This window comes from Burkholderia sp. Ed8 (assembly GCF_040761425.1).
In the GTDB taxonomy this organism is placed as follows: Bacteria; Pseudomonadota; Gammaproteobacteria; order Burkholderiales; family Burkholderiaceae; genus Burkholderia; species Burkholderia seminalis.
Window position 1 is genome coordinate 509,650 of sequence record NZ_CP142889.1, and the last position, 24,562, is coordinate 534,211.

Consider the following 24,562-nt stretch of genomic DNA (forward strand, 5'->3'; position numbering starts at 1 on the left):
GCGCATCGATTGCCGCCTCGGATCCGAATCACACAACTTCCGTCACCACTTGCGGTGCCTTCCGTTGCGCTGTGCCACCCGGCGTTCAAAGTTCGGACGAATTATGAGACACGATCTAGAATTATTAAAGGCGACATTCTTTATAGATTGTGAAATTCAATTCATTCAATGACTTGCGCAAAATACGGACATCTCGCAAACGATTTCGCGCCACCGAGATTAATCGAAATGTTTTATGGAGAGGACAAATGCTTTGCCAAAGCGGATTTAAATTCGATTCGACTTCGAAACGATAATCCCGCGACCGACCAATGGAATGGTTAAGCGGAGGATATTCGCGTAAACCATGAGCGGCGACGCATGTCGAAGCGCGGCATTCCTGTCGTAATCCGCCATTTTAAAAATCGGGAAAGCGGAATGGCGCGAATATTCCGGACACGTCTGGCGGGATTCGAAATAAGCTCCTACAATTCCGCTCGCATTGATTTCCGCAGTCGCGATCCTCACGATGCGCGCCCGGCAATCGTCCGTGTCTTTACCGGCCAGGTGATCAAAAAAAACGAACGCCGTGCCATCGGGCGGCCGGTTGCTGCCGCGCCGTGCCGTCAACCTCCGGAACCGATGCGAGCGTGCGATGCGCTGATGCATCGTCATAGAGCGGCGCATGACGTTTCTCCCGAACCGGGCAGGCCACCCGCGGAAACGCATCCAACCGCCTTTCCAGAACAGGTGCACGATGCCTTCATCGACCTCCGCATTGCGCGACGCCCATATCCTGGTCGTCGACGATCAACCCGACCAGCTGCGTTTGCTGACCGACATCCTGCGCGGCACGGGCTGCCGGATCAGCATCGCGTCCGATGGCATGCAGGCATGCCAGCGCGCGCAGGCGCTGTTGCCCGACCTGATCCTGATGGATGTCCGCATGCCGCGGATGGATGGTTTCACCGCGTGCCGGCTGCTCGCCGCCGATCCAGCCACGCGTGCGATTCCGGTCATTTTCCTGACCGTGGCCGGCGCATTGCACGAACGCCTCGAAGGGCTGGAAATCGGCGGCGTCGACTATGTCGTGAAGCCGTTCGAGCCGGCGGAAGTGGTCGCGCGCATTCGCGTGCAGCTCGCGCGGACGACGCGCGAACGACCGGCCGACACGGCGCCGGCGGACGGCCCGTTCGCGGCCGGCGACGACGACGGCATCATCGTGCGCGCGGCGATCCGCCACCTGTCGCGCACGCTGAACGACCCGCCGACGGTGGAGCAACTGGCGCGCGCGGTCGGCACGCATGAAAAGCGGTTGTCGCGCGCGTTTCGCGACAATCTCGGGCAGACGGTGTTCGAGTATCTGCGGCACGAGCGGCTGCGGATCGCGCAGGATCTGCTGGGTTCGACGTCGCTCAGCATTGCGAGCATCGCGAAGGAAATCGGTTTTTCCACGCCGGCCAATTTCGCGACGGCCTTTCGCGAACGCTTCGGCGTCACGCCGACCGAGTGGCGGCGCCAGCGCCGGGCCCGCTCGCGCGCCGCGCCCCGCGAGCCGCAGCGCGGCGCGTAGCGGCGTTCGGCCCGCTCGCGGTCACCAGTCGTATTTCGCGCTGGCCAGCACGGTCCGCTCGTTGCCGAACACGCAGACGGCATATGATTGACAGCCGCTGACGTAGCGCCGGTCGAACAGGTTCGCGACGTTCAGCGCGAAACGCCAGTGCGGCAGGTCGTAATGCAACGCGAGGTCATACAAGGTCGCGCTCGGCACCGTGAGCGAATTGTCGGGCGCGCCGGCCGACGCGCTCTGGTAGCGCACGCCGCCGCCGATCCCGAGCCCGGACAGCGCCCCCGTACGCCAGGTCCAGTCGGCCCACATCGACGCCATCTGCCGCGGCAGCGGCACGGACACCGGCCAGTGGTTCAGCGACGCATCGTTCGCCTGCACGTTCTTGACGTCCTGGTACGCATACGACGCGACGATCGACAGCTCGCGCGTCACCTTGCCGACCGCGCTCAGCTCGATGCCGCGCGAGCGCACCTTGCCGGTCTGCACGGACGTCGTGCCGGTCGGGTCGAGATTCACCGGCGTCGGCGTCACGACGTTGGTCTGGTCGATCTGGTAGACGGCCGCGCTCAGCATCAGGTTCCTGCCGGGCGGCTGCCAGCGCAGCCCGGCTTCGGCCTGCGCGCCGCGCGTCGGTTTCGGCAAGCCGCCGCCGAACATCCGCACGCCGACGACCGGATCGAACGACGTCGAATAGCTCACGTACGGCGACACCCCCGCGTCGCCCTGATAGGTCAGTCCGACGCGCCCGGAAAACGCACTGACGTCCTGCCGCGCCTGCGTGCCGGCCGTCCGGTCGTCGAAACGCGCATTCACGACGTCCTCGCGGCCGCCGAGCGTCAGCGTCCAGCGCCGCCAGCGGATCTGGTCCTGCGCGTACACGCCGACCGCATTCATCGCCGTGTACTGGTCGACATGACCGAGCGACGTCGGGCCGGCGAAGATCGCGGCCGTCACCGGCCGGTAGACGGGGTGGTACAGGTTGAGCGACGGCGCCAGCGCAAGCCACACGCTGTTGGTCGTCGTCTGCCGGTCGAATTGCAGGCCGAACAGCAGCGTATGATCGAGCGGCCCCGTGCCGAAGCGCGCCTGCGCGTGATGGTCGACGTCGAGCCGGCTGTAGTTGAGCTGGAACAGCCCCGCGAAACGCATCATGTTCGTCGTGCTGCGCGGCGCGAGGCCGTTGCCGAACACCGTCGCATCGTCCAGCGACAGGTGCGACCAGCGCACGTCCTGGTGCAGCGTCCAGATCGCATTCACGCGGTGTTCCAGCGTGTAGCCGAGCGACCATTGCTTCTTGCGGTAGTCGTTGAACGACGGGTCGCCCATGTAGATGTCCTGCGACAGGCGGCCGCTCGGGTTCGGCAGTACGGTGCCCGACGCGGGCAGGAAGTTCGACGAAATGTCGCCGCTGTCCTGCAGGAACGTCGCGGCAACCGTCAGCGACGTATCGGCGTCCGGCCGCCAGCGGAACGACGGCGCGAGCGCGACGCGGCGATCGCCGTTCGGGCCCGTCACCGCGTTGCCGTCGCGCGCGACGCCGACGAAGCGGTACGCATACTTGCCGTCCGGATCGAGCGTGTCGCCGACATCGAGCATGACCTGCTTGCGCGCATCGTTGCCGATCTGCACGCCGGCCTCGCGCACGCGTTCGCCATCGGCGCGCTTCGTGTGCGCGTCGACGATCGCGCCGGGCTCGCCCGCGCCGTACAGCACCGACGTCGGGCCGCGCAGGATCGCGATCGAATCGATCGTGTACGGATCGATGCGCCAGTTCGCGATCACGGCCGTATTCGGCGCCGCCACGCCGTCGACGTACAGCGTCGGCGTGAAGCCGCGCAGCGCCGCATACCAGTCGGTCCGGCTGTCGGCGCCGAACGTCGAGAAACCCGGCACGTAGCGCAGCGCCTGGTTCAGGTCGGCCGCGCCGGTCATCTCGATCTGCCGCGCGGTGACGATATTGACCGTTTGCGGGATCTCGGCCACCGGCGTGTCGGTCTTCGTGCCGGCCGTGGTCCGCCGCCCGACGAGCCCGGCGGACGCGGCATCGGCCACCCCCTGCACGTCGATTGCCGGCAGCACGGCCGCGGCGGCGCCTGCCTTCGCCGCCGCCGTGCCCGATGCCTGCGCCTGCGCGCCGCCCGCGACCGCCGCGCACAACGTCCCGCCCGCAACGATCGTCATGGTGCGCCGTATCGCGCCTGTCTGCGTCCGCATCGCTTCAATACTCCGTCGTGCTGTCCTGGCCCGTTCGGCCCGTTCGGCCGGATCGACCGGCGCCGTGCGCCGGCGCCCGTCCCGGGGTGTCGTGATTTTCGTGCCGGCGAAGTCGATCGCGCGCGCACCGGCATGCGCCGGCCCGCCGCGGCGCGCGCGGGCGCAGCGATCATACCGGGTGGATGTGACGCGGTGTTCGGGAAAATTCGTAGGCGTCGCCGGCAGGCACGACGCGAAGGTCGGCGCGCGCGTCCGGGCGCGTCGCAGACGACGGGCCGCGCCGGCATACGCGCTGCCCGCGGCGCCGGTATCGTCAGCGGCGACTCAGATATTGTCCATGCGCCACCGGCGCGGGCTGACGCCGGTCAGGCGCGTGAAGGTGCGCGAGAAGTGACTCTGGTCGGCGAACCCGCACGCCGCCGAGATCATGCTCAGCGGCATCTGCGGGTTGCGCAACCATGTCTTCGCCCGTTCGACGCGCTGCACGATCAGCCAGCGATGCGGCGGCATCCCGGCTGTCTGGTGAAACGCCTTGACGAAATGGCCGCGCGACAAGCCGCAGGCGCTTGCCACATCGGCGAGCCCGATTTTCCCGTCGAGGTGTTCGAGCAGCAGTTCCTTCGCCCGCTGCTCCTGCGACGGCGTGAGCTTGCCGGCCGACTTTTCCCGCCGCTCGCCGACGCCGCCGTACCGATGGGCGACGTGTGCTTGAAACGCCAGCCCCACATGATCGATGAAGAGCTGCGACGCCTGGTCGGGGCTAGACAGCGCCGGCAGCAACGCGCGGCCGAGCGCATGGATGATCGGGTCGTTCGCGCTGAGGTGAGGCGGCAGGTAGAGCTGCGGGCGTTGCCGGCCGCCGAGGTCGTCCACCGTCTCCTCCAGCGTATGGCGCGGCAGGTGGAAATGGAGGCAATCGAACGCGCCCTTGAGATCCGCCACCCAGTTGCGGTCGAGGTCGTGGATCGTCACGGTCCCCGCGTCGTACGGGACGAACGGCGCGCGACGGCCGTCGAGCCACAACTCCTGTTCGCCGAACGGGCGCAACTGCAGGACGATGAGATCCGAGTGCTCGGGCGTGTAGGGGGCGGTCAGCCCCATGTTCCTGCGCAGCGTCTTCAGCCGGCTGATGCCGACCTGCCCTTTCGGCAACGTCTGGGTAACGACGGTCTGCCGCACGTCGGCCGGCATGAAATCGGAGGTGGCGGTGTCTGACTGAGGCGCAGTCATCGGTTGACGCGAGCGGCGAATGACGAGGCTCGCCAGTCTAGCAAATCGCGGTGGGACGCGCTGCCCGTACCGCGCATGCGCTGGTATGATGCGCGAGCCCCTCCTCCCGGAACCCGCGATGAAGCTGTCATTCGAAGCGCTCGAGGCGCTGGACGCGATCGACCGCACCGGCACCTTTGCCGAAGCCGCGGAACTGCTGCATCGCGTGCCGTCCTCGCTGACCTACCTGGTGCAGAAACTCGAAAGCGATCTCGGCGTGATGCTGTTCGACCGCAGCGGGCGGCGCGCGAAGCTCACGCATGCGGGACGCATCGTCGTCGAGGAAGGCCGACGCCTGCTGCGTGCGGCCGAGCAGCTCGAAATCAAGGCGCAGCGTGCGCAGCAAGGGTGGGAAACCGAAGTCCGCGTCTGCATCGACGAAATCCTGCCATTCGACGCGCTGTGGCCGTACGTGCACCGGTTCTACGCGCTCGGGATGGACACGCGGCTGCGACTGTCGACCGAAGTGCTCGGCGGCGCATGGGACGCGCTGATTTCGCGCCGCGCCGATCTGGTCGTCGGCGCGGCGGGCGACCCGCCGGAGCTGCCGGGCATCGTCGCGCGGCCGATCGGCTCGCTCAGGCACGTCTTCGCCGTCGCGCCGACGCATCCGCTCGCGTCGCTGCCCGAGCCGCTGCCGATGGCGTCGGTCGTCCAGTATCGCGGCGCGGTGATCAGCGATACGTCGCGCGAACTGCAACCGCAGTCGGTCGCGATCGACGCCGGCCAGCCGTATCTCGCGGTGCCGACGCTCGCGGCCAAGCTCGATGCGCAGTGCGAAGGGCTCGCGGTCGGCACGCTGCCGGAATGCATCGCCGCGCGCGCGATCGCCGACGGCAGGCTCGTCGCCCGCCAGGTGACCGGCATGCGCGACACCACGCACTGCTATCTCGCGTGGCGCGGCGACGAAGCAGGCCGCGCGCTGCACTGGTGGGTCGAGCAGCTCGACCGTCCCGACCTGGTCGAGCGCTTCACGGCGCCCGACAAATCGACCGGCTGATTCGTCCATTCACGGCCGGGGCTGGCGCGGGCAGCCATCCGTCCGACGCTTGACCGCGCACCCGTCATGCACGCCGCCGACCCGGCCTGCGCGCAACCGCACCATCCGCCTCACACCGCCCCCACCCGCCTCGATCGTTTCCTTTCAGATCGTTTAAGACGCCGCTCAGGACTTTCATCCGCGCGTCCCTTAACGTTGGAGTACGACGCCGACACGCGACAGCGTGCCGGCACGCCTCCACGACTCGCCGCGCGAGTACTCAAGGGAAACGCCAGATGACAGCCCAGACGAACGACGTGCCGATCGCGGACACGATCTTTTTCAACGGCAAGATTGCGACACAGGACGACAAGCGCTCGTTCGTCACCGCGCTCGCGGTGAAGGACGGCCGCGTGCTCGCCGCCGGCAACGAACACGACGTGATGCGCCACGCACGCGGCGACACGCCGCGCGTCGACCTCAACGGCCGCACCGCGATCCCGGGCCTGAACGATTCGCACCTGCACGTGATTCGCGGCGGCCTGAACTTCAACATGGAGCTGCGCTGGGACGGCGTGCCGTCCCTCGCGGACGCGCTCGACATGCTGCGCCGCCAGGTGCAGCGCACGCCCGCGCCGCAGTGGGTACGCGTGGTCGGCGGCTGGAACGAGCTGCAGTTCGCCGAACGCCGTCTGCCGACGCTCGACGAAATCAACGCGATCGCGCCCGATACGCCGGTGTTCATCCTGCACCTGTACGACAGCGCGCTGCTCAACGGCGCGGCGCTGCGCGCGGTGGGCTACACGAAGGACACGCCGAACCCGCCGGGCGGCGAGATCCGGCGCGATCGCCACGGCAACCCGACCGGGATGCTGATCGCGCGGCCGAACGCCGGCATCCTGTATTCGACGCTCGCGAAAGGCCCGAAGCTCGGCTACGACGACCAGGTGAATTCGACGCGGCACTTCATGCGCGAACTGAACCGTCTCGGCGTGACGAGCGCGATCGACGCGGGCGGCGGTTACCAGGCCTACCCGGACGACTACGCGGTCATCATGGATCTCGCGAAACGCGGCGAGCTGACGATGCGCATCGCCTACAACCTGTTCACGCAGAACGCGAAGCAGGAGATCGAGGATTTCGCGAAGTGGGTGAAGATGACGAAGCCCGGCGACGGCGACGAATTCCTGCGCGTGAACGGCGCGGGCGAGATGCTCGTGTTCTCCGCCGCCGACTTCGAGGATTTCCTGGAGCCGCGCCCCGACCTGCCCGACACGCTCGAAGCCGAGCTGACGGCGGTGGTCCGCCTGCTCGTGCAGAACCGCTGGCCGTTCCGGCTGCATGCGACCTACGACGAATCGATCAGCCGCTTCCTGAACGTGTTCGAAGCCGTGAACCGCGAGATCCCGTTCAACGGGCTGCGCTGGTTCTTCGACCACTGCGAGACGATCTCGGACGCGAACATCGCGCGGATCGCCGCGCTCGGCGGCGGCATCGCGGTCCAGCACCGGATGGCGTTCCAGGGCGAGTACTTCATCGCGCGCTACGGCGCCGACGCGGCCACGCGCACGCCGCCGATCCGCGCGATGCTGGACGCCGGCCTGCCGGTCGGCGCCGGCACCGATGCGACGCGCGTCGCGAGCTACAACCCGTTCGTGTCGTTGTACTGGATGGTGTCCGGGCGCACCGTCGGCGGCACCGCGCTGTACGGCGAGCGCAACCGGCTCGACCGCATGGAAGCGCTGCGCCGCTATACCGTCGGCAGCGCCTGGTTCTCGAACGAGGACGATCGCAAGGGCGCGCTGGTGCCCGGCCAGTACGCGGATTTCGCGGTGCTCACCGACGACTACTTCACGGTCGACGAGCCGCAGATCAAATACCTGTCGTCGGTGCTGACGGTCGTGAACGGCAAGGTCGTGCACGCGGACGAGGAATTCGCGCCGCTCGCGCCGCCGCCGCTGCCGGTCAGCCCCGCGTGGTCGCCGGTGGCCGAGTTCGGCGGCTACAGCCGCTATCGCCCGGTCGCGGCTGCCCGCGCCTGCATCGACAGTTGCGCGAACCAGTGCGGCGTGCACGGGCACGGCCATCTGGCCGCGTGGCGCAACGACGTGCCCGTGAGCGACCACAACGGTTTCTGGGGCGCGCTCGGCTGCAGCTGCTTCGCGTTCTGAGCGCCGGCCACCCGGCCGGTTTCCTTCGCCGAAACGCGACGGGCGGCGCCGCCGCTCGTCCGCCGTGCACCCATGTGTCGCGCGTGCCGCGCGCACCGCATGGATGCACACCCTTCCAGGCTGTGCCGATCCGATATCGGCGCGGCCCAACCCGTGCGTCGATCGTCTTCGGCGCCCGACCTACTCTTGGAGAATTGCAATGCCCACCGCTTCGGCCCAACCCGGCAAGTCGCTGATCAACCCGACCAATCACACGCTGATCATGATCGACTTCCAGTCGCAGATGTCGTTCGCGACCAAGTCGATCGATCCGAACCTGCTGCGCAACAACACGTCGCTCGTGTCGAAGGCCGCGAAGGAATTCAACGTGCCGACGATCCTCACGACGGTCGCCGAGAAGACCTTCTCCGGTCCGATGTACGAGGAAATCACGTCGGTCTTCCCCGAGGAAAAGCTGATCGACCGCACGTCGATGAACACCTGGGAAGATCCGCGCATCGCCGAACGCGTGAACGCGATCGGCAAGAGCAAGATCGTGCTCGCCGGGCTGTGGACGTCGGTCTGCATCGTCGGCCCGTCGCTGTCGGCGATCGATCAGGGCTTCGAAGTGTATGTGATCGCCGATGCATGCGGCGACGTATCCGACGAAGCGCACGAGCGCGCGATGCAGCGCATGATCCAGGCCGGCGCGCGCCCGATGACGTCGCTGCAATACCTGCTCGAGCTGCAGCGCGACTGGGCGCGTACCGAGACGTACGCGCAGACCACGAAGACCGCCGCGCAACATGGCGGCGCATACGGCCTCGGCATCACCTACGCGAAGTCGATGTTCGGCGCGAGCGAAGGTCACTGACCGGTGTCGCGGGCGGCATGCCGCCCGCGAACGCCGCATGCTGCCGGCGGCGCCTGCGTCGCCGGCAGTGCCCTTGCCGGGCATCGCGTCAGCCGGTCGAACCGGGCGGACGCTTCATCTCCTTCCTGATCCGTACGATCGAGCCGAGCGGGGCATGCCCCGTCCCGGCCGGCGGGATCATCTTCCATTCTTCCATCGCGCCCCGTTCGATCGCGAACCCGCTCGTCGCCCGCGCCGGTTCGGGTTTGCCGCCGACGACCGGGCACACGTCATCGCTTCGACGCCGACGGACGCTCGGCGCGGCCACCGCACGGACGGCCATATGAAGCCGCGGGCCGATGAAACCCGCTCGTCCGATCGGCGCCCCATGGCGGGCCGCGCCGGAGCAATCCGATATAGCGATACGAAAACCGGACGCTCGCGGCACCGGAGCCGGCTGGCTTCGTCCGGCCGCGAACGGCGCACGGGTATGCGCCGACGCAGGCCGCCAACGCGCTATTCCTGCCGGCGAATGACGGCGGGCAGCGCATAACGGCCGGCGCCCGCGATGGCGATCGTGCCGAACAGGATCAGCAGCATCCATGCGAATTGCCCGTCGCGCAGCGACCAGTCCGGATGGACGAACACCAGCGCGACGAGCGTGACGATCAACACCGGCAGCGCTGCAAGCCTCGTCCATACGCCGACGATCATGAAGACCGGGCAGACGACTTCGGCGAAGATCGCGAACAGGATCGACAGCGTCCGGCCGAGATGAAACGGATCCTCGATGGCGGCGGCTTCCGCCGTGTAGTGGATGAGCTTCGGCAGGCCGTGAACGGCGATCAGCAACAGACTGGCGGCAACCCGCAGGAACAGCAGGCCGAGATCGACGGCGTGGCGGGAAAGATTCGATTGGGCAGGATTCATGCGACGGGAAAAGGATGAGGTTCGGTTCGGCGCAAGGCCGCGGCGACGCGCGTGTCCGGCGTCGGGCGCGTGTTGCCGCGCTTGCGATGGACGGCGTCGCGCGACCCCGGCGCACGCGCGCGGCGGGCGCCGCATGCGTGCCGGCGAGTCGCCGACGCGTTCGTGCAATCTACGCGCGCCGCCCGCCGCTGTCCCGCTGTTGGTCCCGCCGATTGCCTGAAACGTTCTGAAGCGCGATACCGCGGCCGACGGGCGTGTCGTTACGACCCGCCCGAACGCGGTTCGGCTTCGGCCGCATCGAGTCCGATCGCGTGCGCGTCGGGCCACGTTACCTGCACGGCCGTCTGCGCGGTTGCCGCGGCATGGACGGCCAGCAGCCGTGTGCGCGTGTCGACGGACACCGGCGGCGCATCCGGATCGCGCATCGCGTCGAGCGCCGCGCGCGCCCGTTCGCGGCACTCGTCGACGAGCGACAGCTCGAACAGGCAGGGCACCGCGACGGCCGCGAGCGCCATGCCGAGCGCGGTGTCGCCGTGCACGGAGAACGCCCAGTCGAGCGCCTCGCGCAGATTGTCGAGTTCGCGCCGCACCGCATCGAGCCGCGTGCCGCCGTCGTCGGGCGCATCCGTGAACGACGTCAGGAAATAGTGTGCGTGCGCGCGTGCCGCCGCCTCGCACTCGCCGTGCGCGTCGAGCTGCTGCTGCGCATACGCGCGCGTGGTCGCGAGCAGCCGGTAGCGCGGCACCTCCTGCGCGGCGTCGAGGATCAGCAGCGACTTCGACACCAGGCCGGCGATCGTGTCGAGCAGCCGCGTGCCGGTCAGGCCGCGAGTCCCGACAACGCCGCGCACGGCCTCGATCGAAAACCCGCCGCGGAACACGCCGAGCCAGCGCAACAGCAGGCGCTCGTCGTCGTGGAGCAAGCGGTCGCTCCAGTCGTACATCGCACGCAGCGTCCGGTGGCGCGGCAACGCAGTGCGAAAGCCGCCGGTCAGCAGCCGGAAATGGTCGTCGAGGTGCGCGGCCAGCACGTCGATGCCGAGCACGGCGGCACGCGCCGCGGCCAGTTCGATCGCGAGCGGCAAGCCGTCGAGCCGGCGACAGACCGATGCCATCAGCGACACGCTGCGCGCATCGAGCGGGAAACGCGGGTCGGCCGCGCAGGCGCGCGCCGCGAACAGCTGCACCGCGCTCGCGCGCATCGCGTCGTCATCGTCCTCGCCCGGCACGTCGAGCGGCGGAACCGGGCAGACGCGCTCGCCGTTGATGCGCAACGCCTCGCGACTGGTCGCGAGCACGCATGCCCCGCCGGCCGCATCGGTCAGCGCGCTGGCGAGCTGCGCCGCCGAATCGAGCAGATGCTCGCAGTCATCCAGCACGAGCAGCATCCGGCGATGCGCGACGCGGGCGAGCACGGTCTCGAGCGTCGGCGATCCGGCCGGCTGCGCGACACCCAACGCAGCGGCCAGCGCCTCGGGAACGAAACGCGGGCACGCGACCGTCGCCAGCGACACGACGACCGTGCCGTCGGGAAACCGCGCACCGGCACGCGCGGCCGCCTCGACCGCGATGCGCGTCTTGCCGATGCCGCCCGCGCCGACCAGCGTCACGACGCGGGCAGCCTGCAGCGCGGCCAGGACGTCGGCCACCGCCTGTTCGCGGCCGAACAGCACGCTCGACACACTCGTGGCGCGCACCGCTGCGGTACGCACGGGCACCTCGCCGTCATCCTGTCGTGCGACGAGGCGATAACCGCGGCCCGGCACCGTCACGATCAGGTTGCGATCGTCGGCCAGCGCCTTGCGCAGCGACGCGATGTGCACCTGCAGGTTGTTTTCCTCCACGACCGTGTGCGGCCAGACGCGCTGCATGATTTCGTCTTTCGAGACCAGTGCGCCGTTCGCCCGAATCAGCAACTCGAGAATGTCGAATGCGCGACTGCCGATACGCAGCAGCTTGCCGTTCGAACGGATTTCACGTCTGTCTAGAAAAACGTGAAGTGTTCCAATCCGGATCATGGGAATTTCTTGTGGATGACATTCAACGGCGCACAGTCGAAATCGCGCGCCGGTTTCGACTTCAATGCTACGGCATTTGCATGAATGAAAGATTCAAATTATTGAAATGAAGCGATCGAATTTTTTGAAATGACGCGCATCGGTCCGGATGGCAGCCTGCCGCGGCGGGGCCGGCCCCGCCCCGCACACGCCGGCCTGCGTCATGCGCGAATGCCTCATTCATTCGTGAATGCATTTCCAATTCCCTGATGAAATGCATTTCAGGATGTTTTCAGAAAAATACAGCTTTTCGTCGTATCGAAACGAGCGGCCGTGGTTAATGGGTGGCCTGAATCGGCCCGCCGATTCTTTCAAATTCATTTCACCGCAGTCGCTATGTCGACAGGCAGCGCGTCACGCCCGCACCGGGCGCGACACGAACTGGTCGACCGCGGACGCGAGAACCATCTCGCGGCAATTCGCCGGACGTTTCGCGCCGCGCCACTGCGGCTTGTAGATCGCGTCGCCATGACGGATCTCGTGGCCGGTGAGCGCGCAGCGACCGCGGGCGCGCGCCTTCGCGCTGATCCAGCGCTGCTCGTCGTAGCGGCAGTGCGTCGGGTCGCTCCACGACACCAGCACCGACGAATCGGTCTGCCGCTCGACGGCGACGATCGCGCTGTGGCGCCGCACGCTGCCGCTCGACGGTATCGAGACGTCGCCATGGCGACGGCTGCGCGGCGCGATCCAGCGGCCCGCATCGAGCGGCGGGCCCAGCAGCGTCATCGTGTGTGCCCAGCGGTTGAAGGCATCCATGTCGGCATCTCCAGGCAAATGTCGGGCGGTCCGGCGCGATCGGACCCGTTTGTGCCGCGACACGCGTCGTGCGCCGGCGCGCATCGGCGCGAATCGGCGCGCCCCGTGCGATCCACGGCAAGCGGACGGATCCCACGATAGCCACGCGCGGCTGAATAGTCCCGGTCGCGCGCTTAATCGATCTGCCGTGCGGTCGTCGCGGCCGGCCAACCGGCCGTGTTCATAACAATTCAGCCGTCATTCAGTACGGCGCGCAGTCCGCCGGGATAGGCTCCGGTCGGCATGCATTCGTCGGCATTGCGCGCCCTGCCGGGTGCGCAACGACCGGCGCGGGCCTGCTGCCAGGCGCCACGGCTGCGGCCGCCGCCTCGCCCGCCATTTCCCGCGGCGCCCCGGCGCCGCACCTATCAGGAGTTTCGATGGATTCCGTCAAGAACGACGTGGTGCCGTCGGCCCGCCGCCGCGACATGCTCGTGGCCGGCGCGACCGCCGTCGCCGCAGCCGCCCTGCCGGCCGCGGCTGCCGCGGCCGCCACGCCCGCCCGCGCCGCCTCTTCCCCCACGCTGGAGCACACACGATGAACACGATCGTCACGAAGGACGGCACGCAGATCTACTTCAAGGACTGGGGCACCGGCCGCCCGGTCGTGTTCTCGCACGGCTGGCCGCTGTGCGCGGATGCCTGGGACGCGCAGATGCTGTTCCTCGTGCAGCACGGTTATCGCGTGATCGCGCACGACCGCCGCGGCCACGGCCGTTCGAGCCAGCCGTCGCGCGGCAACGACATGAACACGTACGCGGACGATCTCGCCGCGCTGCTCGACGCACTCGACGTGCGCGACGCAACGCTCGTCGGCCACTCCACCGGCGGCGGCGAAGTCGCGCGCTACATCGGCCGTCATGGCACGAAGCGCGTGGCGAAGGCCGTGCTGATCGGCGCCGTGCCGCCGCAGATGGTGAAGTCGCCGACCAATCCGGGCGGCCTGCCGATGGACGTGTTCGACGGCATCCGCAAGAACGTCGCGGAGAACCGTTCGCAGTTCTACAAGGATCTCGCGGTGCCGTTCTTCGGTTTCAATCGCCCGAACGCAAAGGTGTCGCAGGGCACGATCGACGCGTTCTGGTCGCAGGGGATGATGGGCGGCATTCACGGCCAGTACCTGTGCGTGAAGGAGTTCTCGGAAGTCGACTACACCGAGGACCTGAAGAAGTTCGACGTGCCGACGCTCGTGCTGCACGGCGACGACGACCAGATCGTGCCGATCGACGATTCGGCCCGGCTGTCGTCGAAGATCGTCAAGCATGCGGTGTTGAAGGTGATCGAGGGCGGCTCGCACGGCATGTGCGTCGTGAGCGCCGATCGCATCAACGCCGAGCTGCTCGCGTTCCTGCAGGCGTAAGCGCGCCGTCCGTCGCGGCGGCGCGCATGCCGCCGCGGCGGACGCCGCCCATGCGCCGTTCAGGACTTTTCAGGAAATTTCAGATCGCCCGGTGCGGCGCTCACGGCGTCCGCACCGGGCGCAGCAGGATGCCGAGCAGCGCGCCGGCGAGCGCGAACGCCATCGCCACGCGGAAGTTGTCGGCCAGCGCGAGCGTCGTAGCCTGCACGCGCACCGCGCGATCGACGAGCGCATAGGCCGCCTGGTTGCCCGTCGCGAACGTGGCGCCATGCGCGACCAGCGACGCCGCGCCGGCCCGCAGCCGTTCGAGCGTTTCCGGATCCGACAGCGACACATGCAGACCGACGAGATTCGAATGGGTAGCCTCCCTGATCCGCTGAACCACCGCGATCGCCGTCGTACCGAGCTGCCCGCTCAGCAGGCGCGTCGCCTGCACGACCGCGCCGAACGTCAGCGCATGCTCGGCCGTCACGTGCTTGCCGAAGAAGAAGATGACCGACGTGAGCGCCATCGTCTGACCGAGCGCCTGCAACAGTTGCGACGGAATGAAGTCGGGCTCGGCCCAGACCGGCGTGAGCCGCGACCCGAGCGCGAACGCGATCGCCACCATCGCGAAGCCGGCGACGATCAGCCGGCGCGGATCGACCCGTTGCAGCAACAGCGCGACGCACGGCGCGAACAGCAGTTGCGGGATCGCGATCCAGCGCAGCGTATCGCCGATCTGCAACGGCCGCAGGCCGTACGTGCTGGCGAGGAACAGCGACGGGATGAAGCTCGTGTTGAGCACGGTGAAGCGCACGAGGCCGACGAGCACGATCAGCAGCGCGATGTTGGGCCGCGTGAGGTAGCCGAGGTCGAGCCCCGCCCGCGGCGAAGCGAGTTCATGGATCAGGAACGCGGCGATCATCAGGATGCCGGCAGCCAGCAGCGCGACGATCAGCGGCGACTGCAGCCAGAACAGCCGCTCGCCCTGGTCGAGCGCGATGCACAGGCACGCGAAGCCGCCCGCGCCGAGCAGCATCCCGCGCGCGTCGACGCCGGACGCGAAGCGCTTGATCGGCTCGTCGCCGAGCGACAGCATCAGGCACGCGATGAACGGCACGGTCAGCGCCGCGTTCTGCCAGAACAGCCAGCGCCAGCTCAGGTGTTCGCTGTACCAGCCTTCGAGCGTGGCCGACAGGTTCAGCGACATCTCCAGATTCATCGCATACGCGGCGATGCCGAACGGAATCAGCCGCGGCGGCAGCGTGCGCACGACGAAGCCGACCGTCAGCGGCACGAACACGCCGGACGCGAGCCCCGCGACCGCCTGGCACACGATGAACGCGCCGAACCGCGTGCAGAGCGGCAGCACGCTTTCCGCGCCGAGAAACACGACGGCGCCCGCCACCAGCACGCGGCGCGTGCCGAACATGAAGGCCGCCGCGATCGCGAGCGGCCCGACGAACATCTGCGACGCGGTAAACGCGGTGTTGATCCACGCGCCTTCGTCGACGCCCACGCCCAGCGCGCCGCGCACGTCGGCCAACCCGAGCGACGTGATGCGCGACGTCAGCGTCGCGATGATCGCGCCCAGCAGCACGGCCGCGATCGCGGCGATCGACCGAAACGTCGGAATGTCGGAGGCCGGCCCCGCGGCCGGCGCCGGCGCGGCACGGCCGGTGGCGAACGTCGTGTTCATCGTCGAGCGGCTCCCGCCTGTCAAGCTGGCGCAAGCATAACGCGGTGCGTCGAATCCTGCCCGTACGATGGAGTTGGCCGATCATGACCCCACCCCCACCCCCACCCACTCCCGCGCCGTCGCCCGCCGGGCCCGCGCGTTCCCGAAAGCCGGCCATCGTCGCGATCGCCGCGATCGCGCTGCTGCTCGTCGCCTTGCTCGTGTACGAGTTCGACGCACGCGATCGCGGCACCGACGACGCGTACGTGACCGGCCACCTGCACGTGATCTCGCCGCGCGTCGCCGGCACGGTCGAACGTGTGCTCGTCGACGACAACCAGTTCGTGCACGCGGGCGACGCGCTCGTGCAGATCGACCGGCGCGACTTCGACGTGCGCGTCGCCGCGCAGCGCGCACGCGTCGCCCAGGCACATGCCGATGCGAGCCGCGCACACGCGCTGATCGAGCAGGCGGACGCCGCGCTCGTATCGGCGCACGCCGATGCCGACAAGGCCGAACTCGATTACGCGCGTGCACGCGAACTGACCCGCGAGACGCCGCGCGGCCTGTCGAGACAGGAGTTCGATGCGGCCGATGCCGCACGCAAGTCCGCCCGCGCGCGCGTCGCGGCGGCCGACGCGCAACGGCGCAGCGCCATCGCCGCCGCTCAGGCCGCCGACGCGGCGTCGAGCCAGAACGACGCCGAGTTGCGCGACGCGCTGCTGCAGCTCGGCTATACGGCGGTCGTCGCGCCGTCGGATGGCTACGTCGGCAAGAAGACCGTCGAGACCGGCGAGCATGTCGCGCCCGGCCAGGCGCTGCTCACGCTGGTCGAGCCGCATCCGTGGATCGTCGCCAATTTCCGCGAGACGCAGCTGCGGCACGTGCGCGTCGGCGACGCCGTGCAACTGCGCTTCGATGCGCTGCCGGCGCGCGCGTTCAGCGGCCGCATCGACAGCCTGTCGCCCGCGACCGGCGCGCAGTTCGCGCTGCTGCCGCCCGACAACGCGACCGGCAATTTCACGAAGGTCACGCAGCGCGTACCGGTGAAGATCCTGCTCGATGGCCCGGCCGCGACGGAGCCGCGCATCCGGCCCGGGTTGTCGGTCGTCGTCACGCTGCAACCCGCCCGCGAATCGCGATGAAGCGCGCCTTCGCCCTGCTCGCCGCGAGCCTGCTGGCCGCATGCTCGATTGCGCCGCAACCGCTCGCCCCCGTGCCGGTCGGACACGACGGGTTCCGCCATGTCGACCCGTCGACCGATGCGCGTGCGCCATCGCTCGATACGTGGCCCGCCCGGTTCGGCGACCCGCGGCTCGGCCGCCTCGTCGACGCCGCGCTCGCGCACAATCTCGATATCCGCGCGGCGGCCGCGCGCGTCGACCAGGCGCAGGCGCTGCTCGGCGTGCGCGAGGCCGCGCTGGCGCCGACCGTGCGCGTCGACCCGTCGTTCAGCCGTACGCGCGTATCCGGCACGGTCGACAACGCGCTGCCGAAGCGCACGATGCACAACTGGTCGGTTCCGCTCGCCGCGCGCTACGAAGTCGATCTATGGGGCCGCTTGCGCGGCGATACCGATATCGGCGAACAGAACGTGCTGCAGGCGGCGGCCGACCGCGATGCGGTGCGTCTGCGGGTGGCGACCGAAGTCGCGGCCGACTACCTGACGCTGCGCTACGTCGACGACGATCTCGTGACGCTCACCCGCGCGATCGGGCTGCGGCGCACCGCGCTCGACGTGATCGCCGCTCGCGTGCGGGCCGGCGCGGCGAGCGATCTCGACGGGCTGCGCGCGTCGGCCGATCTCGATACCGCGCATGCCGATCTCGCGGAGAGCCGCCGGCTGCGCGAGAACCTCGTCGACGCCATCGCGGTGCTGACCGGCGTGTCGCCGACCGCGTTCGACATCGACACGGCCGCCGTGCCCGTGCAGGTGCCCGATGTGCCGGCCGGGCTGCCGTCCGCGCTGCTTGCCCAACGCCCGGACGTATTCGCGGCGGCACGGCGTGCCGACGCGGCGTCGCTCGAGCTGGGCATCGCGCGCACCGCGTGGCTGCCGACGCTCACGCTGACCGCCGACGGCGGTTTCGCCACCCGCGACCTGCGGTCGTTTCTCGACCGCAACAGCTCGCTGTGGAGTCTCGGCGCGAACGTCGCGCTGACGGTGTTCGACGGCGGCAAGCGCGACGCCGCGGTGGCTGCCGCGCGAGCCGGCACGGACGTCGCCGACGCCAACTATCGCGCGGCCGCGATCGGCGCGTTGCGCGACGTGCAGGATGCGCTCAACGACATCGCCGCGCAGAAGGAACGGATCGCGCGCTACGACCACGCGGCGCACGCGACGGACGCCGCGGCGCGGCTGTCGCTGAGCCGTTACGCGCACGGTTACGTCAGCTATCTGGAAGTCATCGACGCCGATCGCGATGCGCTGAATGCGCGACGCCAGCTGATTCACAGCCGGCAGGCGCTGGCCGTCGCGACGGTGACCCTCGTCCGCGCGCTGGGCGGCGGGTGGACGCCGCCGGCGCGCGCCGGCCGGGACGGGTGGCACGACGCGACGCGGGCCGACGCGCGATGAATGCATCGAACGGCCCGCGCGCGCGTCACGTGCCCGCGAGCCGATGCGCATCCTCGCCGAGAAACCGGTGCACGAAGGTCACGGCCATCGCGCCTTCGCCGACCGCCGACGCGACGCGCTTGACCGATCCCGATCGCACGTCGCCGGCCGCGAACGATCCCGGCACGCTGGTTTCCAGGTGGTACGGCCGCCGCTCGAGCGGCCACACGCGCTCGAACGCCGGACAGTCGTACAGGTCGCCGCCGGTGACGAGATAACCGCCCGGATTGCGGATGATGTCGGTGTCCTTCGCCCAGTCGGTATTCGGCGCGCCGCCGATGCACACGAACAGGCGCGTGGCCGGCAGCCGTTCGAGCGTGCCGTCCGCCGAGCGAAGCTCGATCGCGTCGAGCCAGCCGTCGCCGTGCAGCGCGGCGACGCTCGACCGGTAGCGGACCTCGATGTTCGGCGTGCGCTCGATCCGGTCGATCAGGTAGCGCGACAGCGTGTCGGCGAGCGACGCGCCGCGCACGAGCATCGTCACCTGGCGCGCATGCCGCGCGAAATTCATCGCGGCCTGGCCGGCCGAATTGCCGCCGCCGACGATGAACACCTGCTCGCCCGCGCACATCGGCGCTTCGCTCGACCCGGCGCCGTAGAACAGCCCCGCATTGAGAAACGCCGGCTCCTCCGGCAGCCCGAGGCTGCGATATTCGATGCCGGTCGCGCAGATGTTCGCGCGCGCGACCAGGATCGACCCGTCGGCGAGCTCGACGCGAATCTTGCCGTCCACGAACGTCGCATGCACGCCCTCGCGCATCGTCAGCAGCTCGACGCCGAACTTCACCGCCTGCTCGCGCGCGCGTTCCGCGAGCTCCGCGCCCGGGATGCCGTCGGGGAAGCCCATGTAGTTCTCGATCAGCGAACTCGTGCCGGCCTGCCCGCCGATCGCGCCGCGCTCGATCACGACCGCGCGCAGCCCTTCGGACGCCGCGTAGACCGCCGCCGACAGCCCGGCCGGCCCCGCGCCGTAGATCGACACGTCGTATTCGACGAAGCGCGGGCGCGCGACCCAGCCGAGCCGTGCGGCGATTTCGGCCAGGGTCGGCTGGTACAGGCGCGACCCGTCCGGAAAGATCACGACCGGCAGCCGGATGTCGCGCAGCGGCGCGATGCCGAGCACCTGCGCGCAGTCGGCGTCGGATGTCAGCTCGCACCAGTCGTACGCAATCATGCGCCGCTGCAGGAAATCGCGGATCGCATACGCGTCCCTGCTGCGCGGCAGGCCGACGATCCGCACGTGTTGCGGTTGATCCATGAGCGCCTCCCGATGATGTCGATGTCGGATGCGGCCCGGCCGGTGCCGCGGCCGGACGCATTCGCGACTGTACGCCGCCGGCGCGGGCCGCGCGGGCCGCTTCATGACAATTAAGGTCCGGCCGCGACGCGACGCTGCACAATGCCGCATCCCCTCCCGCTTGCGGCCTCGTGCCGGCCGCGCCGCAAGCGTCGCTCCCGCGCCGGCATCGGAGCGCAAGATGGCCAACGCCTGTACGCATCTCGACGAAGCACGCGTGTTCGACACCGACAAGGACGACTGTGAGGCATGCGTCCGATCGGGCAGCCGCTGGGTGCATTTGCGGATGTGCCTGATCTGCGGGCACGTCGGCTGCTGCGACTCGTCGCCGAATCGCCACGCGAGCCGGCATTTCCGTGAAACCGGCCACCGGCTCGTCCGCTCGATCGAGCCCGGCGAGCGCTGGATCTGGTGCTACGCGGACGAAGTCGTCGCCGGCGAGGTTCCGTCATGACGCGGCGCGCGGGGCCGCCGCGCCACGGCGCGCCCGTCATCCGCCCCGCGCGCCGCATCCCGGCCGAGCCTGGGCCGGACACCGTTCAGAACGTTTCAGCGCCGCTTAAGGCAATGGTCGCGGCCTCTGCGTAGACTGCGTTCATGAGCTGCCGCGCAGGACGGCGCTTGCGCCCGTTATCGACTGCTGGAGTGACACCATGATCCCCGTCGCCAATCACCGCCGCGCCGCAACCCGGTCGCGGCCGCATCGGGCGGCCGCGCACGGCCGACCCGCATCGTCCGGCGTTGCCGCGCACCGCATCGCTTGCGGCGCACCGCGTCGCGTGGAGCGCGCATGAAGCACAAACGACTCTGGTTCGGCGCGGCCGGCGTGGCGATCGCGGGCATCGCGGTCGCGATCGGCATCATGGTGCGGCCGTCGATCGCGCCGATCGATCCGCCCGCCCCCGCTTCGTTCGATCCACAGCTGGTGCGCGCCGGCGCGCGCGTCGTCGCGCTCGGCGACTGCATCGTGTGCCACACCGCGAAGGACGGCAAGCCGTTCGCGGGCGGGCTGCCGCTCGCGACGCCGTTCGGCACGATCTATGCGACCAACATCACGCCGGATGCCGAAACGGGGATCGGCCGCTGGTCGCGCGACGCATTCGCCCGTGCGTTGCGCACCGGCATCGGACGCAACGGCCAGCCGCTGTACCCGGCGTTTCCGTACATTCATTTCACGCGGATGTCGGACGACGACATCGCCGCCGCGTACGCGTACCTGATGACGCGTGAGCCGGTACGTGCGACGGCGCCCGCGAACGACCTGATATTTCCGCTGAACTTCCGGCCGCTGGTCGCGTTCTGGAACGTGCTGTTCTTGCGCGAGGGCGCGTATCGACCGGACCCCGCGCAGTCCGCGCAATGGAATCGCGGCAGGATGCTCGTCGACGGGCTCGGCCACTGCGCGTCGTGCCATTCGCCGCTGAACGCGATCGGCGGCGAGCAGCGCGGCCGCGCGTTCGACGGCGGTATCGTCGACGGCTGGGAAGCGCCGCCGCTCAATGCGCTCGGCCAGGCCGCACGGCCGTGGACGCAGGCGCAGCTCGTCACCTACCTGCGTACCGGCCGCGCGAGCGAGCATGGCGCGGCGGCCGGGCCGATGCTGCCGGTCACGCGCGACCTCGCGACGGTGCCGGTGGAGGACGTGGAGGCGATCGCCGCGTACATCCTGTCGATCCAGAAGCCGGCGAATGCGCGCGCGGCCGCGAACCCGGTCGAACGCGCCGCGACGACGCCGGCCGGGCGGCGCGGCGCGGTACTGTTCCAGGCGTCGTGCGCGCAGTGTCACGGGCCGGCCGCGCCGATGCAGTCGATCGGCGAACGGCCGACGCTCGCGTTCAGCACGGCCGTCAACGCCGATACGCCGCGCAACGCGATCCAGATGATGTTCAACGGGATCGGCTGGCACGGCGAGGACACGCTGAACTACATGCCGTCGTTCATCGACCAGTACGACGACGCGCAGATCGCCGATCTCGCCGCGTACGTGCGCGAGACCTATACCGACCGTCCCGCCTGGCCGGGCGTCGACGCGATGGCCGCGAAGCTCAGAAAAGAGGACACCGCACGATGATTACCCTCACCGTCAACGGCGTGCGGCACACGCTGGACATCGATCCGTCCACGCCGCTGCTGTACGCGTTGCGCAACGACCTGCACCTGCACGGCGCGAAATTCGGCTGCGGCCTCGGACAATGCGGCGCCTGCACCGTGATCGTCGACGGCAAGCCGACCTTCTCGTGCCTGATGCCGGTGGCCGCGGTCGGCGCGCGCGGCGTGCGCACCATCGAAAGCCTCGGCACCGCCGAGCATCCGGGCCCGCTGCAACGCGCGTTCATCGAGCACCAGGCCGCGCAGTGCGGCTACTGCATCGCCGGGATGATCATGCGCGCGCAGGCGCTGCTCGAACGCAATCCGAAGCCGACCGAACAGGAACTGCGCACGCACATGGAACCGAACCTGTGCCGCTGCGGCACGCACATGCGGATTCTCGCGGCGGTGCGCTCGGTCGCGGGGCTGCCGGCCCCCGAACCCGCGTCCGCTCCCGTCACGATCAGCAAGGGGCTGTGATGAATTCCCACGACGACATCGACGAAGGCCGCCGGCACTTCATCGTCTCCGGCGCGCTGTTCGTCGCGTTCAGTCTCGCACCCGCGTCGCGCGCGGCCGCGCAGTTGGTGATCGCCGACGAAGGCGCGGCCGTCCACGTGGCGAAAGCCACCCAGGCGCTCGCCGGCAGCCTGAAGACCAATCCGCTGCTCGACGCGTGGGTCAAGATCGCGCCCGACGGCAAGGTCACCGTGTTTACCGGCAAGGTCGAGCTCGGCACCGGCGTGCGCACCGCGCTGCTGCAGGTGGCCGCCGAGGAACTCGACATGAAGCCGTCGCTGATCACGTTCCTGACGGCCGACACCGGCGCGTCGCCGGACGAAGGACTGACCGCCGGCAGCCATACCATGGCCGACAGCGGTTCCGCGCTGCTGAACGCGACCGCGCAGGTGCGCGCGCTGCTGGTGGAAGGCGCCGCGAAACGCTTCGGCGTCGATCCGCGCGCGCTGACGACCGCCGACGCGGTGATCAAGGCGCCCGACGGCCGCACGATGACCTACGGCGACGCGATCCGCACGGTCGACCTGCACCGCAACGCGACCCCCACGTCGCCGCTGAAGAACCCGGCGACGTTCGCCGTGATCGGCACGTCGCTGCCGCGCGTCGACATACCAAACAAGGTCACGGGCGGCATCAGCTACGTGCAGGACATGCAGTTGCCCGGCATGCTGCATACGCGCGTCGTGATGCCGCCGGTGTACGACGCGAAGCTGCTGTCGTTCGACGAAGCCGCGATCCTGAAGCTGCCCGGCGTCGTGCGCATCGTGCGCAACGGCAGCATGCTTGCGGTGGTTGCACAGGGCGAGTGGCAGGCGGTGGTCGCGCAGCGCGCGCTCGCGGCCGCCTGCCGCTGGTCGCCGGGCCGCCAGCTGCCCGAGCGCGGCACCGTCCATCAGGAGCTCAAACGGATTTCGACGCAGCGCATCGAAATCGCGAACACGCATGCGCCAACCGCGCCGGCCGTGAAGACGCTGAACGCGACGTTCCTCAAGAATTACCTGATGCACGGGTCGATCGGACCGTCGTGTTCGGTCGCGCATCTCGATAACGGGATGATGACGGTGTGGACCCACTCGCAGGGCGTCTATCCGCTGCGCGACGCACTCGCCGAGATGCTGTCGATGCCGAAGGCGAGCGTGCGCTGCATTCACACCGAAGGGTCCGGCTGCTACGGGCACAACGGCGCGGACGACGCGGCGGCGCACGCCGCGCTGATCGCGGCCGCGATGCCGGGCAAGCCGATTCGCGTGCAATGGATGCGCGAACAGGAACACACGTGGGACCACTTCACGCCGGCGATGGTGACGGAGGTCAGTGCATCGCTCGATGCGGGCGGCCGCATCGTCGACTGGAACTATGCGTTGTGGAGCAGCTCGCACAACGAACGGATCGTCAACGCGGGCCGGCTGCTGCCCGCGCGCATGCTCGAGCCGCCGTTCGTGCCGGCGCCGTCGACGCCGATGCTGCAACCGGAGGGCGGCGGCGACCGCAACGCGATCCCGCTGTATGCGCTGCCGAACCAGCACATCGTCAACAATTTCTCGCCGACGATGCCGCTGCAGACGTCCGCGATGCGTTCGCTCGGCGCGCACACCAATGTCTGGGCGATCGAAAGCTTCATGGACGAACTCGCGCACGCGGCCGGCGTCGATCCGGTCGAATTCCGGCTTCGTCACATGGAAGACCATCGCGCGCGACAAGTGATCCAGCTCGCCGCGAAGCACTTCGGCTGGCCCAGGCCGCCGCGTGCGCGCAATCGCGGCGTCGGCTTCGCGTTCGGCAAGTACAAGAACCTGATGGCATACGTCGCGATCGCGGTCGAGGTGTCGGTCGTCCCGGAAACGGGCCAGGTGACGCTCGAACACGCGGAAGCGGCCGTCGATGCAGGCCAGATCGTATCGCCGGACGGCATCCGCAACCAGATCGAGGGCGGCATCGTGCAGGCCGCGAGCTGGACGCTGTACGAGGCGCTGAAGTACGACACCGAGCGCATCCGCAGCTTCGACTGGAGCAGCTACCCGATCCTGCGCTTTTCGGCCGCGCCGCAAAGCGTGAAGGTTCATCTGGTCAATCGTCCCGGCGCGCCGTTTCTCGGCGCGGCCGAGGCGTCGATGGGGCCGACCGCCGGCGCACTGGCCAACGCGATCTTCGACGCGACCGGCCAGCGCCTGCGGGAAATGCCGTTTGCCGGCGACGCGCTGCGCAAGCGCATCGACGCCTGACGG

At 69.1% G+C, this 24,562-nt stretch carries 21 protein-coding genes; 12 read left to right on the forward strand and 9 right to left on the reverse strand.

The window, feature by feature from the left end:
- Positions 1 to 267: 267 nt before the first annotated feature.
- The gene (locus VXM69_RS36550) at positions 268 to 666 is read right to left on the reverse strand and encodes a hypothetical protein (RefSeq protein ID WP_367190775.1); all 399 of its coding nucleotides are present in this window, start codon (positions 664 to 666) and stop codon (positions 268 to 270) included.
- Between the two features lie 70 nt (positions 667 to 736).
- Between VXM69_RS36550 and VXM69_RS36555 the strand changes: the two genes are divergently transcribed.
- A complete protein-coding gene (locus tag VXM69_RS36555; RefSeq protein WP_059560883.1) occupies positions 737 to 1,552 on the forward strand; it encodes a response regulator in 816 nt (271 codons plus the stop codon).
- 21 nt (positions 1,553 to 1,573) lie between these two features.
- Here the strand turns inward: VXM69_RS36555 and VXM69_RS36560 are convergent, their stop codons facing one another.
- Positions 1,574 to 3,763, reverse strand: coding sequence for a TonB-dependent siderophore receptor (locus VXM69_RS36560; protein WP_367190776.1), 2,190 nt, complete (start codon positions 3,761 to 3,763; stop codon positions 1,574 to 1,576).
- Positions 3,764 to 4,087: 324 nt separating this feature from the next.
- A complete protein-coding gene (locus VXM69_RS36565; protein WP_059560878.1) occupies positions 4,088 to 4,993 on the reverse strand; it encodes an AraC family transcriptional regulator in 906 nt (301 codons plus the stop codon).
- Positions 4,994 to 5,111: 118 nt separating this feature from the next.
- Here VXM69_RS36565 and VXM69_RS36570 point away from each other — a divergent pair, with 118 nt between their 5' ends.
- From VXM69_RS36570 to VXM69_RS36580, 3 genes are all read left to right on the forward strand, one after another.
- Positions 5,112 to 6,032 (forward strand): LysR family transcriptional regulator, encoded by a 921-nt coding sequence (locus VXM69_RS36570; RefSeq protein WP_034192074.1) that lies wholly within the window; start codon positions 5,112 to 5,114, stop codon positions 6,030 to 6,032.
- Between the two features lie 275 nt (positions 6,033 to 6,307).
- Positions 6,308 to 8,182 (forward strand): amidohydrolase, encoded by a 1,875-nt coding sequence (locus VXM69_RS36575; RefSeq protein ID WP_034192073.1) that lies wholly within the window; start codon positions 6,308 to 6,310, stop codon positions 8,180 to 8,182.
- A gap of 199 nt (positions 8,183 to 8,381) precedes the next feature.
- Positions 8,382 to 9,035: a hydrolase gene (locus VXM69_RS36580; protein WP_034192072.1), complete on the forward strand. Its 654-nt coding sequence runs from the start codon at positions 8,382 to 8,384 to the stop codon at positions 9,033 to 9,035.
- A gap of 88 nt (positions 9,036 to 9,123) precedes the next feature.
- Here VXM69_RS36580 and VXM69_RS36585 read toward each other — a convergent pair whose 3' ends face one another.
- The 4 genes from VXM69_RS36585 to VXM69_RS36600 form a co-directional block, all read right to left on the reverse strand.
- Positions 9,124 to 9,303: a hypothetical protein gene (locus VXM69_RS36585; RefSeq protein ID WP_124669446.1), complete on the reverse strand. Its 180-nt coding sequence runs from the start codon at positions 9,301 to 9,303 to the stop codon at positions 9,124 to 9,126.
- A 227-nt stretch (positions 9,304 to 9,530) separates the two neighbouring features.
- A complete protein-coding gene (locus tag VXM69_RS36590; RefSeq protein WP_034192071.1) occupies positions 9,531 to 9,944 on the reverse strand; it encodes a DoxX family protein in 414 nt (137 codons plus the stop codon).
- A 260-nt stretch (positions 9,945 to 10,204) separates the two neighbouring features.
- Positions 10,205 to 11,962 carry a winged helix-turn-helix domain-containing protein gene (locus tag VXM69_RS36595; RefSeq protein ID WP_367190777.1) on the reverse strand — a complete coding sequence of 586 codons (1,758 nt, stop codon included), beginning with the start codon at positions 11,960 to 11,962 and terminating at the stop codon, positions 10,205 to 10,207.
- Positions 11,963 to 12,355: 393 nt separating this feature from the next.
- Complete coding sequence (locus VXM69_RS36600) at positions 12,356 to 12,757, reverse strand: DUF3331 domain-containing protein (RefSeq protein ID WP_059560869.1); 402 nt, start codon at positions 12,755 to 12,757, stop codon at positions 12,356 to 12,358.
- Between the two features lie 419 nt (positions 12,758 to 13,176).
- Between VXM69_RS36600 and VXM69_RS36605 the strand changes: the two genes are divergently transcribed.
- Both VXM69_RS36605 and VXM69_RS36610 read left to right on the forward strand, forming a co-directional pair.
- The gene (locus VXM69_RS36605) at positions 13,177 to 13,338 is read left to right on the forward strand and encodes a hypothetical protein (RefSeq protein ID WP_367190778.1); all 162 of its coding nucleotides are present in this window, start codon (positions 13,177 to 13,179) and stop codon (positions 13,336 to 13,338) included.
- On the forward strand, positions 13,335 to 14,156 hold the full coding sequence (locus VXM69_RS36610; protein WP_206141381.1) for an alpha/beta hydrolase: 822 nt from the start codon (positions 13,335 to 13,337) through the stop codon (positions 14,154 to 14,156). The genes VXM69_RS36605 and VXM69_RS36610 overlap by 4 nt, the downstream gene beginning before the upstream one ends.
- Positions 14,157 to 14,256: 100 nt before the next feature.
- On the opposite strand, the gene VXM69_RS36615 is transcribed toward VXM69_RS36610, so the two are convergent.
- A complete protein-coding gene (locus VXM69_RS36615) occupies positions 14,257 to 15,837 on the reverse strand; it encodes an MFS transporter (RefSeq protein WP_124669444.1) in 1,581 nt (526 codons plus the stop codon).
- Between the two features lie 83 nt (positions 15,838 to 15,920).
- On the opposite strand from VXM69_RS36615, the gene VXM69_RS36620 reads away from it, so the two are divergent.
- Both VXM69_RS36620 and VXM69_RS36625 read left to right on the forward strand, forming a co-directional pair.
- The gene (locus VXM69_RS36620; protein WP_367190779.1) at positions 15,921 to 16,961 is read left to right on the forward strand and encodes an HlyD family secretion protein; all 1,041 of its coding nucleotides are present in this window, start codon (positions 15,921 to 15,923) and stop codon (positions 16,959 to 16,961) included.
- A complete protein-coding gene (locus VXM69_RS36625) occupies positions 16,958 to 18,394 on the forward strand; it encodes an efflux transporter outer membrane subunit (RefSeq protein WP_367190780.1) in 1,437 nt (478 codons plus the stop codon). Before VXM69_RS36620 ends, VXM69_RS36625 begins: the two co-directional genes overlap by 4 nt.
- Positions 18,395 to 18,419: 25 nt before the next feature.
- On the opposite strand, the gene VXM69_RS36630 is transcribed toward VXM69_RS36625, so the two are convergent.
- Complete coding sequence (locus VXM69_RS36630) at positions 18,420 to 19,691, reverse strand: NAD(P)/FAD-dependent oxidoreductase (protein ID WP_367190781.1); 1,272 nt, start codon at positions 19,689 to 19,691, stop codon at positions 18,420 to 18,422.
- A 220-nt stretch (positions 19,692 to 19,911) separates the two neighbouring features.
- On the opposite strand from VXM69_RS36630, the gene VXM69_RS36635 reads away from it, so the two are divergent.
- From VXM69_RS36635 to VXM69_RS36650, 4 genes are all read left to right on the forward strand, one after another.
- A complete protein-coding gene (locus tag VXM69_RS36635; protein WP_034192064.1) occupies positions 19,912 to 20,184 on the forward strand; it encodes a UBP-type zinc finger domain-containing protein in 273 nt (90 codons plus the stop codon).
- 336 nt (positions 20,185 to 20,520) lie between these two features.
- Positions 20,521 to 21,801 (forward strand): cytochrome c, encoded by a 1,281-nt coding sequence (locus VXM69_RS36640; RefSeq protein WP_301741708.1) that lies wholly within the window; start codon positions 20,521 to 20,523, stop codon positions 21,799 to 21,801.
- Entirely contained in the window at positions 21,798 to 22,298 is a 501-nt protein-coding gene (locus VXM69_RS36645; protein WP_034192062.1) for a (2Fe-2S)-binding protein, read from the forward strand. The genes VXM69_RS36640 and VXM69_RS36645 overlap by 4 nt, the downstream gene beginning before the upstream one ends.
- On the forward strand, positions 22,298 to 24,559 hold the full coding sequence (locus VXM69_RS36650; RefSeq protein ID WP_367190782.1) for a molybdopterin cofactor-binding domain-containing protein: 2,262 nt from the start codon (positions 22,298 to 22,300) through the stop codon (positions 24,557 to 24,559). The genes VXM69_RS36645 and VXM69_RS36650 overlap by 1 nt, the downstream gene beginning before the upstream one ends.
- Positions 24,560 to 24,562: the final 3 nt, after the last annotated feature.

Excerpts from the sequence above, each read along its gene's own strand:
- VXM69_RS36570 (WP_034192074.1), top strand. The coding sequence starts at position 5,112 with ATGAAGCTGTCATTCGAAGCGCTCGAGGCGCTGGACGCGATCGACCGC.
- VXM69_RS36625 (WP_367190780.1), top strand. The coding sequence starts at position 16,958 with ATGAAGCGCGCCTTCGCCCTGCTCGCCGCGAGCCTGCTGGCCGCATGC.
- VXM69_RS36555 (WP_059560883.1), top strand. The coding sequence starts at position 737 with ATGCCTTCATCGACCTCCGCATTGCGCGACGCCCATATCCTGGTCGTC.
- VXM69_RS36615 (WP_124669444.1), bottom strand. The coding sequence starts at position 15,837 with ATGAACACGACGTTCGCCACCGGCCGTGCCGCGCCGGCGCCGGCCGCG.
- VXM69_RS36630 (WP_367190781.1), bottom strand. The coding sequence starts at position 19,691 with ATGGATCAACCGCAACACGTGCGGATCGTCGGCCTGCCGCGCAGCAGG.
- VXM69_RS36600 (WP_059560869.1), bottom strand. The coding sequence starts at position 12,757 with ATGGATGCCTTCAACCGCTGGGCACACACGATGACGCTGCTGGGCCCG.
- VXM69_RS36565 (WP_059560878.1), bottom strand. The coding sequence starts at position 4,993 with ATGACTGCGCCTCAGTCAGACACCGCCACCTCCGATTTCATGCCGGCC.
- VXM69_RS36650 (WP_367190782.1), top strand. The coding sequence starts at position 22,298 with ATGAATTCCCACGACGACATCGACGAAGGCCGCCGGCACTTCATCGTC.
- VXM69_RS36645 (WP_034192062.1), top strand. The coding sequence starts at position 21,798 with ATGATTACCCTCACCGTCAACGGCGTGCGGCACACGCTGGACATCGAT.
- VXM69_RS36550 (WP_367190775.1), bottom strand. The coding sequence starts at position 666 with ATGCGCCGCTCTATGACGATGCATCAGCGCATCGCACGCTCGCATCGG.
- VXM69_RS36595 (WP_367190777.1), bottom strand. The coding sequence starts at position 11,962 with ATGATCCGGATTGGAACACTTCACGTTTTTCTAGACAGACGTGAAATC.
- VXM69_RS36560 (WP_367190776.1), bottom strand. The coding sequence starts at position 3,763 with ATGCGGACGCAGACAGGCGCGATACGGCGCACCATGACGATCGTTGCG.
- VXM69_RS36610 (WP_206141381.1), top strand. The coding sequence starts at position 13,335 with ATGAACACGATCGTCACGAAGGACGGCACGCAGATCTACTTCAAGGAC.
- VXM69_RS36590 (WP_034192071.1), bottom strand. The coding sequence starts at position 9,944 with ATGAATCCTGCCCAATCGAATCTTTCCCGCCACGCCGTCGATCTCGGC.
- VXM69_RS36605 (WP_367190778.1), top strand. The coding sequence starts at position 13,177 with ATGGATTCCGTCAAGAACGACGTGGTGCCGTCGGCCCGCCGCCGCGAC.
- VXM69_RS36620 (WP_367190779.1), top strand. The coding sequence starts at position 15,921 with ATGACCCCACCCCCACCCCCACCCACTCCCGCGCCGTCGCCCGCCGGG.
- VXM69_RS36575 (WP_034192073.1), top strand. The coding sequence starts at position 6,308 with ATGACAGCCCAGACGAACGACGTGCCGATCGCGGACACGATCTTTTTC.
- VXM69_RS36640 (WP_301741708.1), top strand. The coding sequence starts at position 20,521 with ATGAAGCACAAACGACTCTGGTTCGGCGCGGCCGGCGTGGCGATCGCG.
- VXM69_RS36580 (WP_034192072.1), top strand. The coding sequence starts at position 8,382 with ATGCCCACCGCTTCGGCCCAACCCGGCAAGTCGCTGATCAACCCGACC.
- VXM69_RS36635 (WP_034192064.1), top strand. The coding sequence starts at position 19,912 with ATGGCCAACGCCTGTACGCATCTCGACGAAGCACGCGTGTTCGACACC.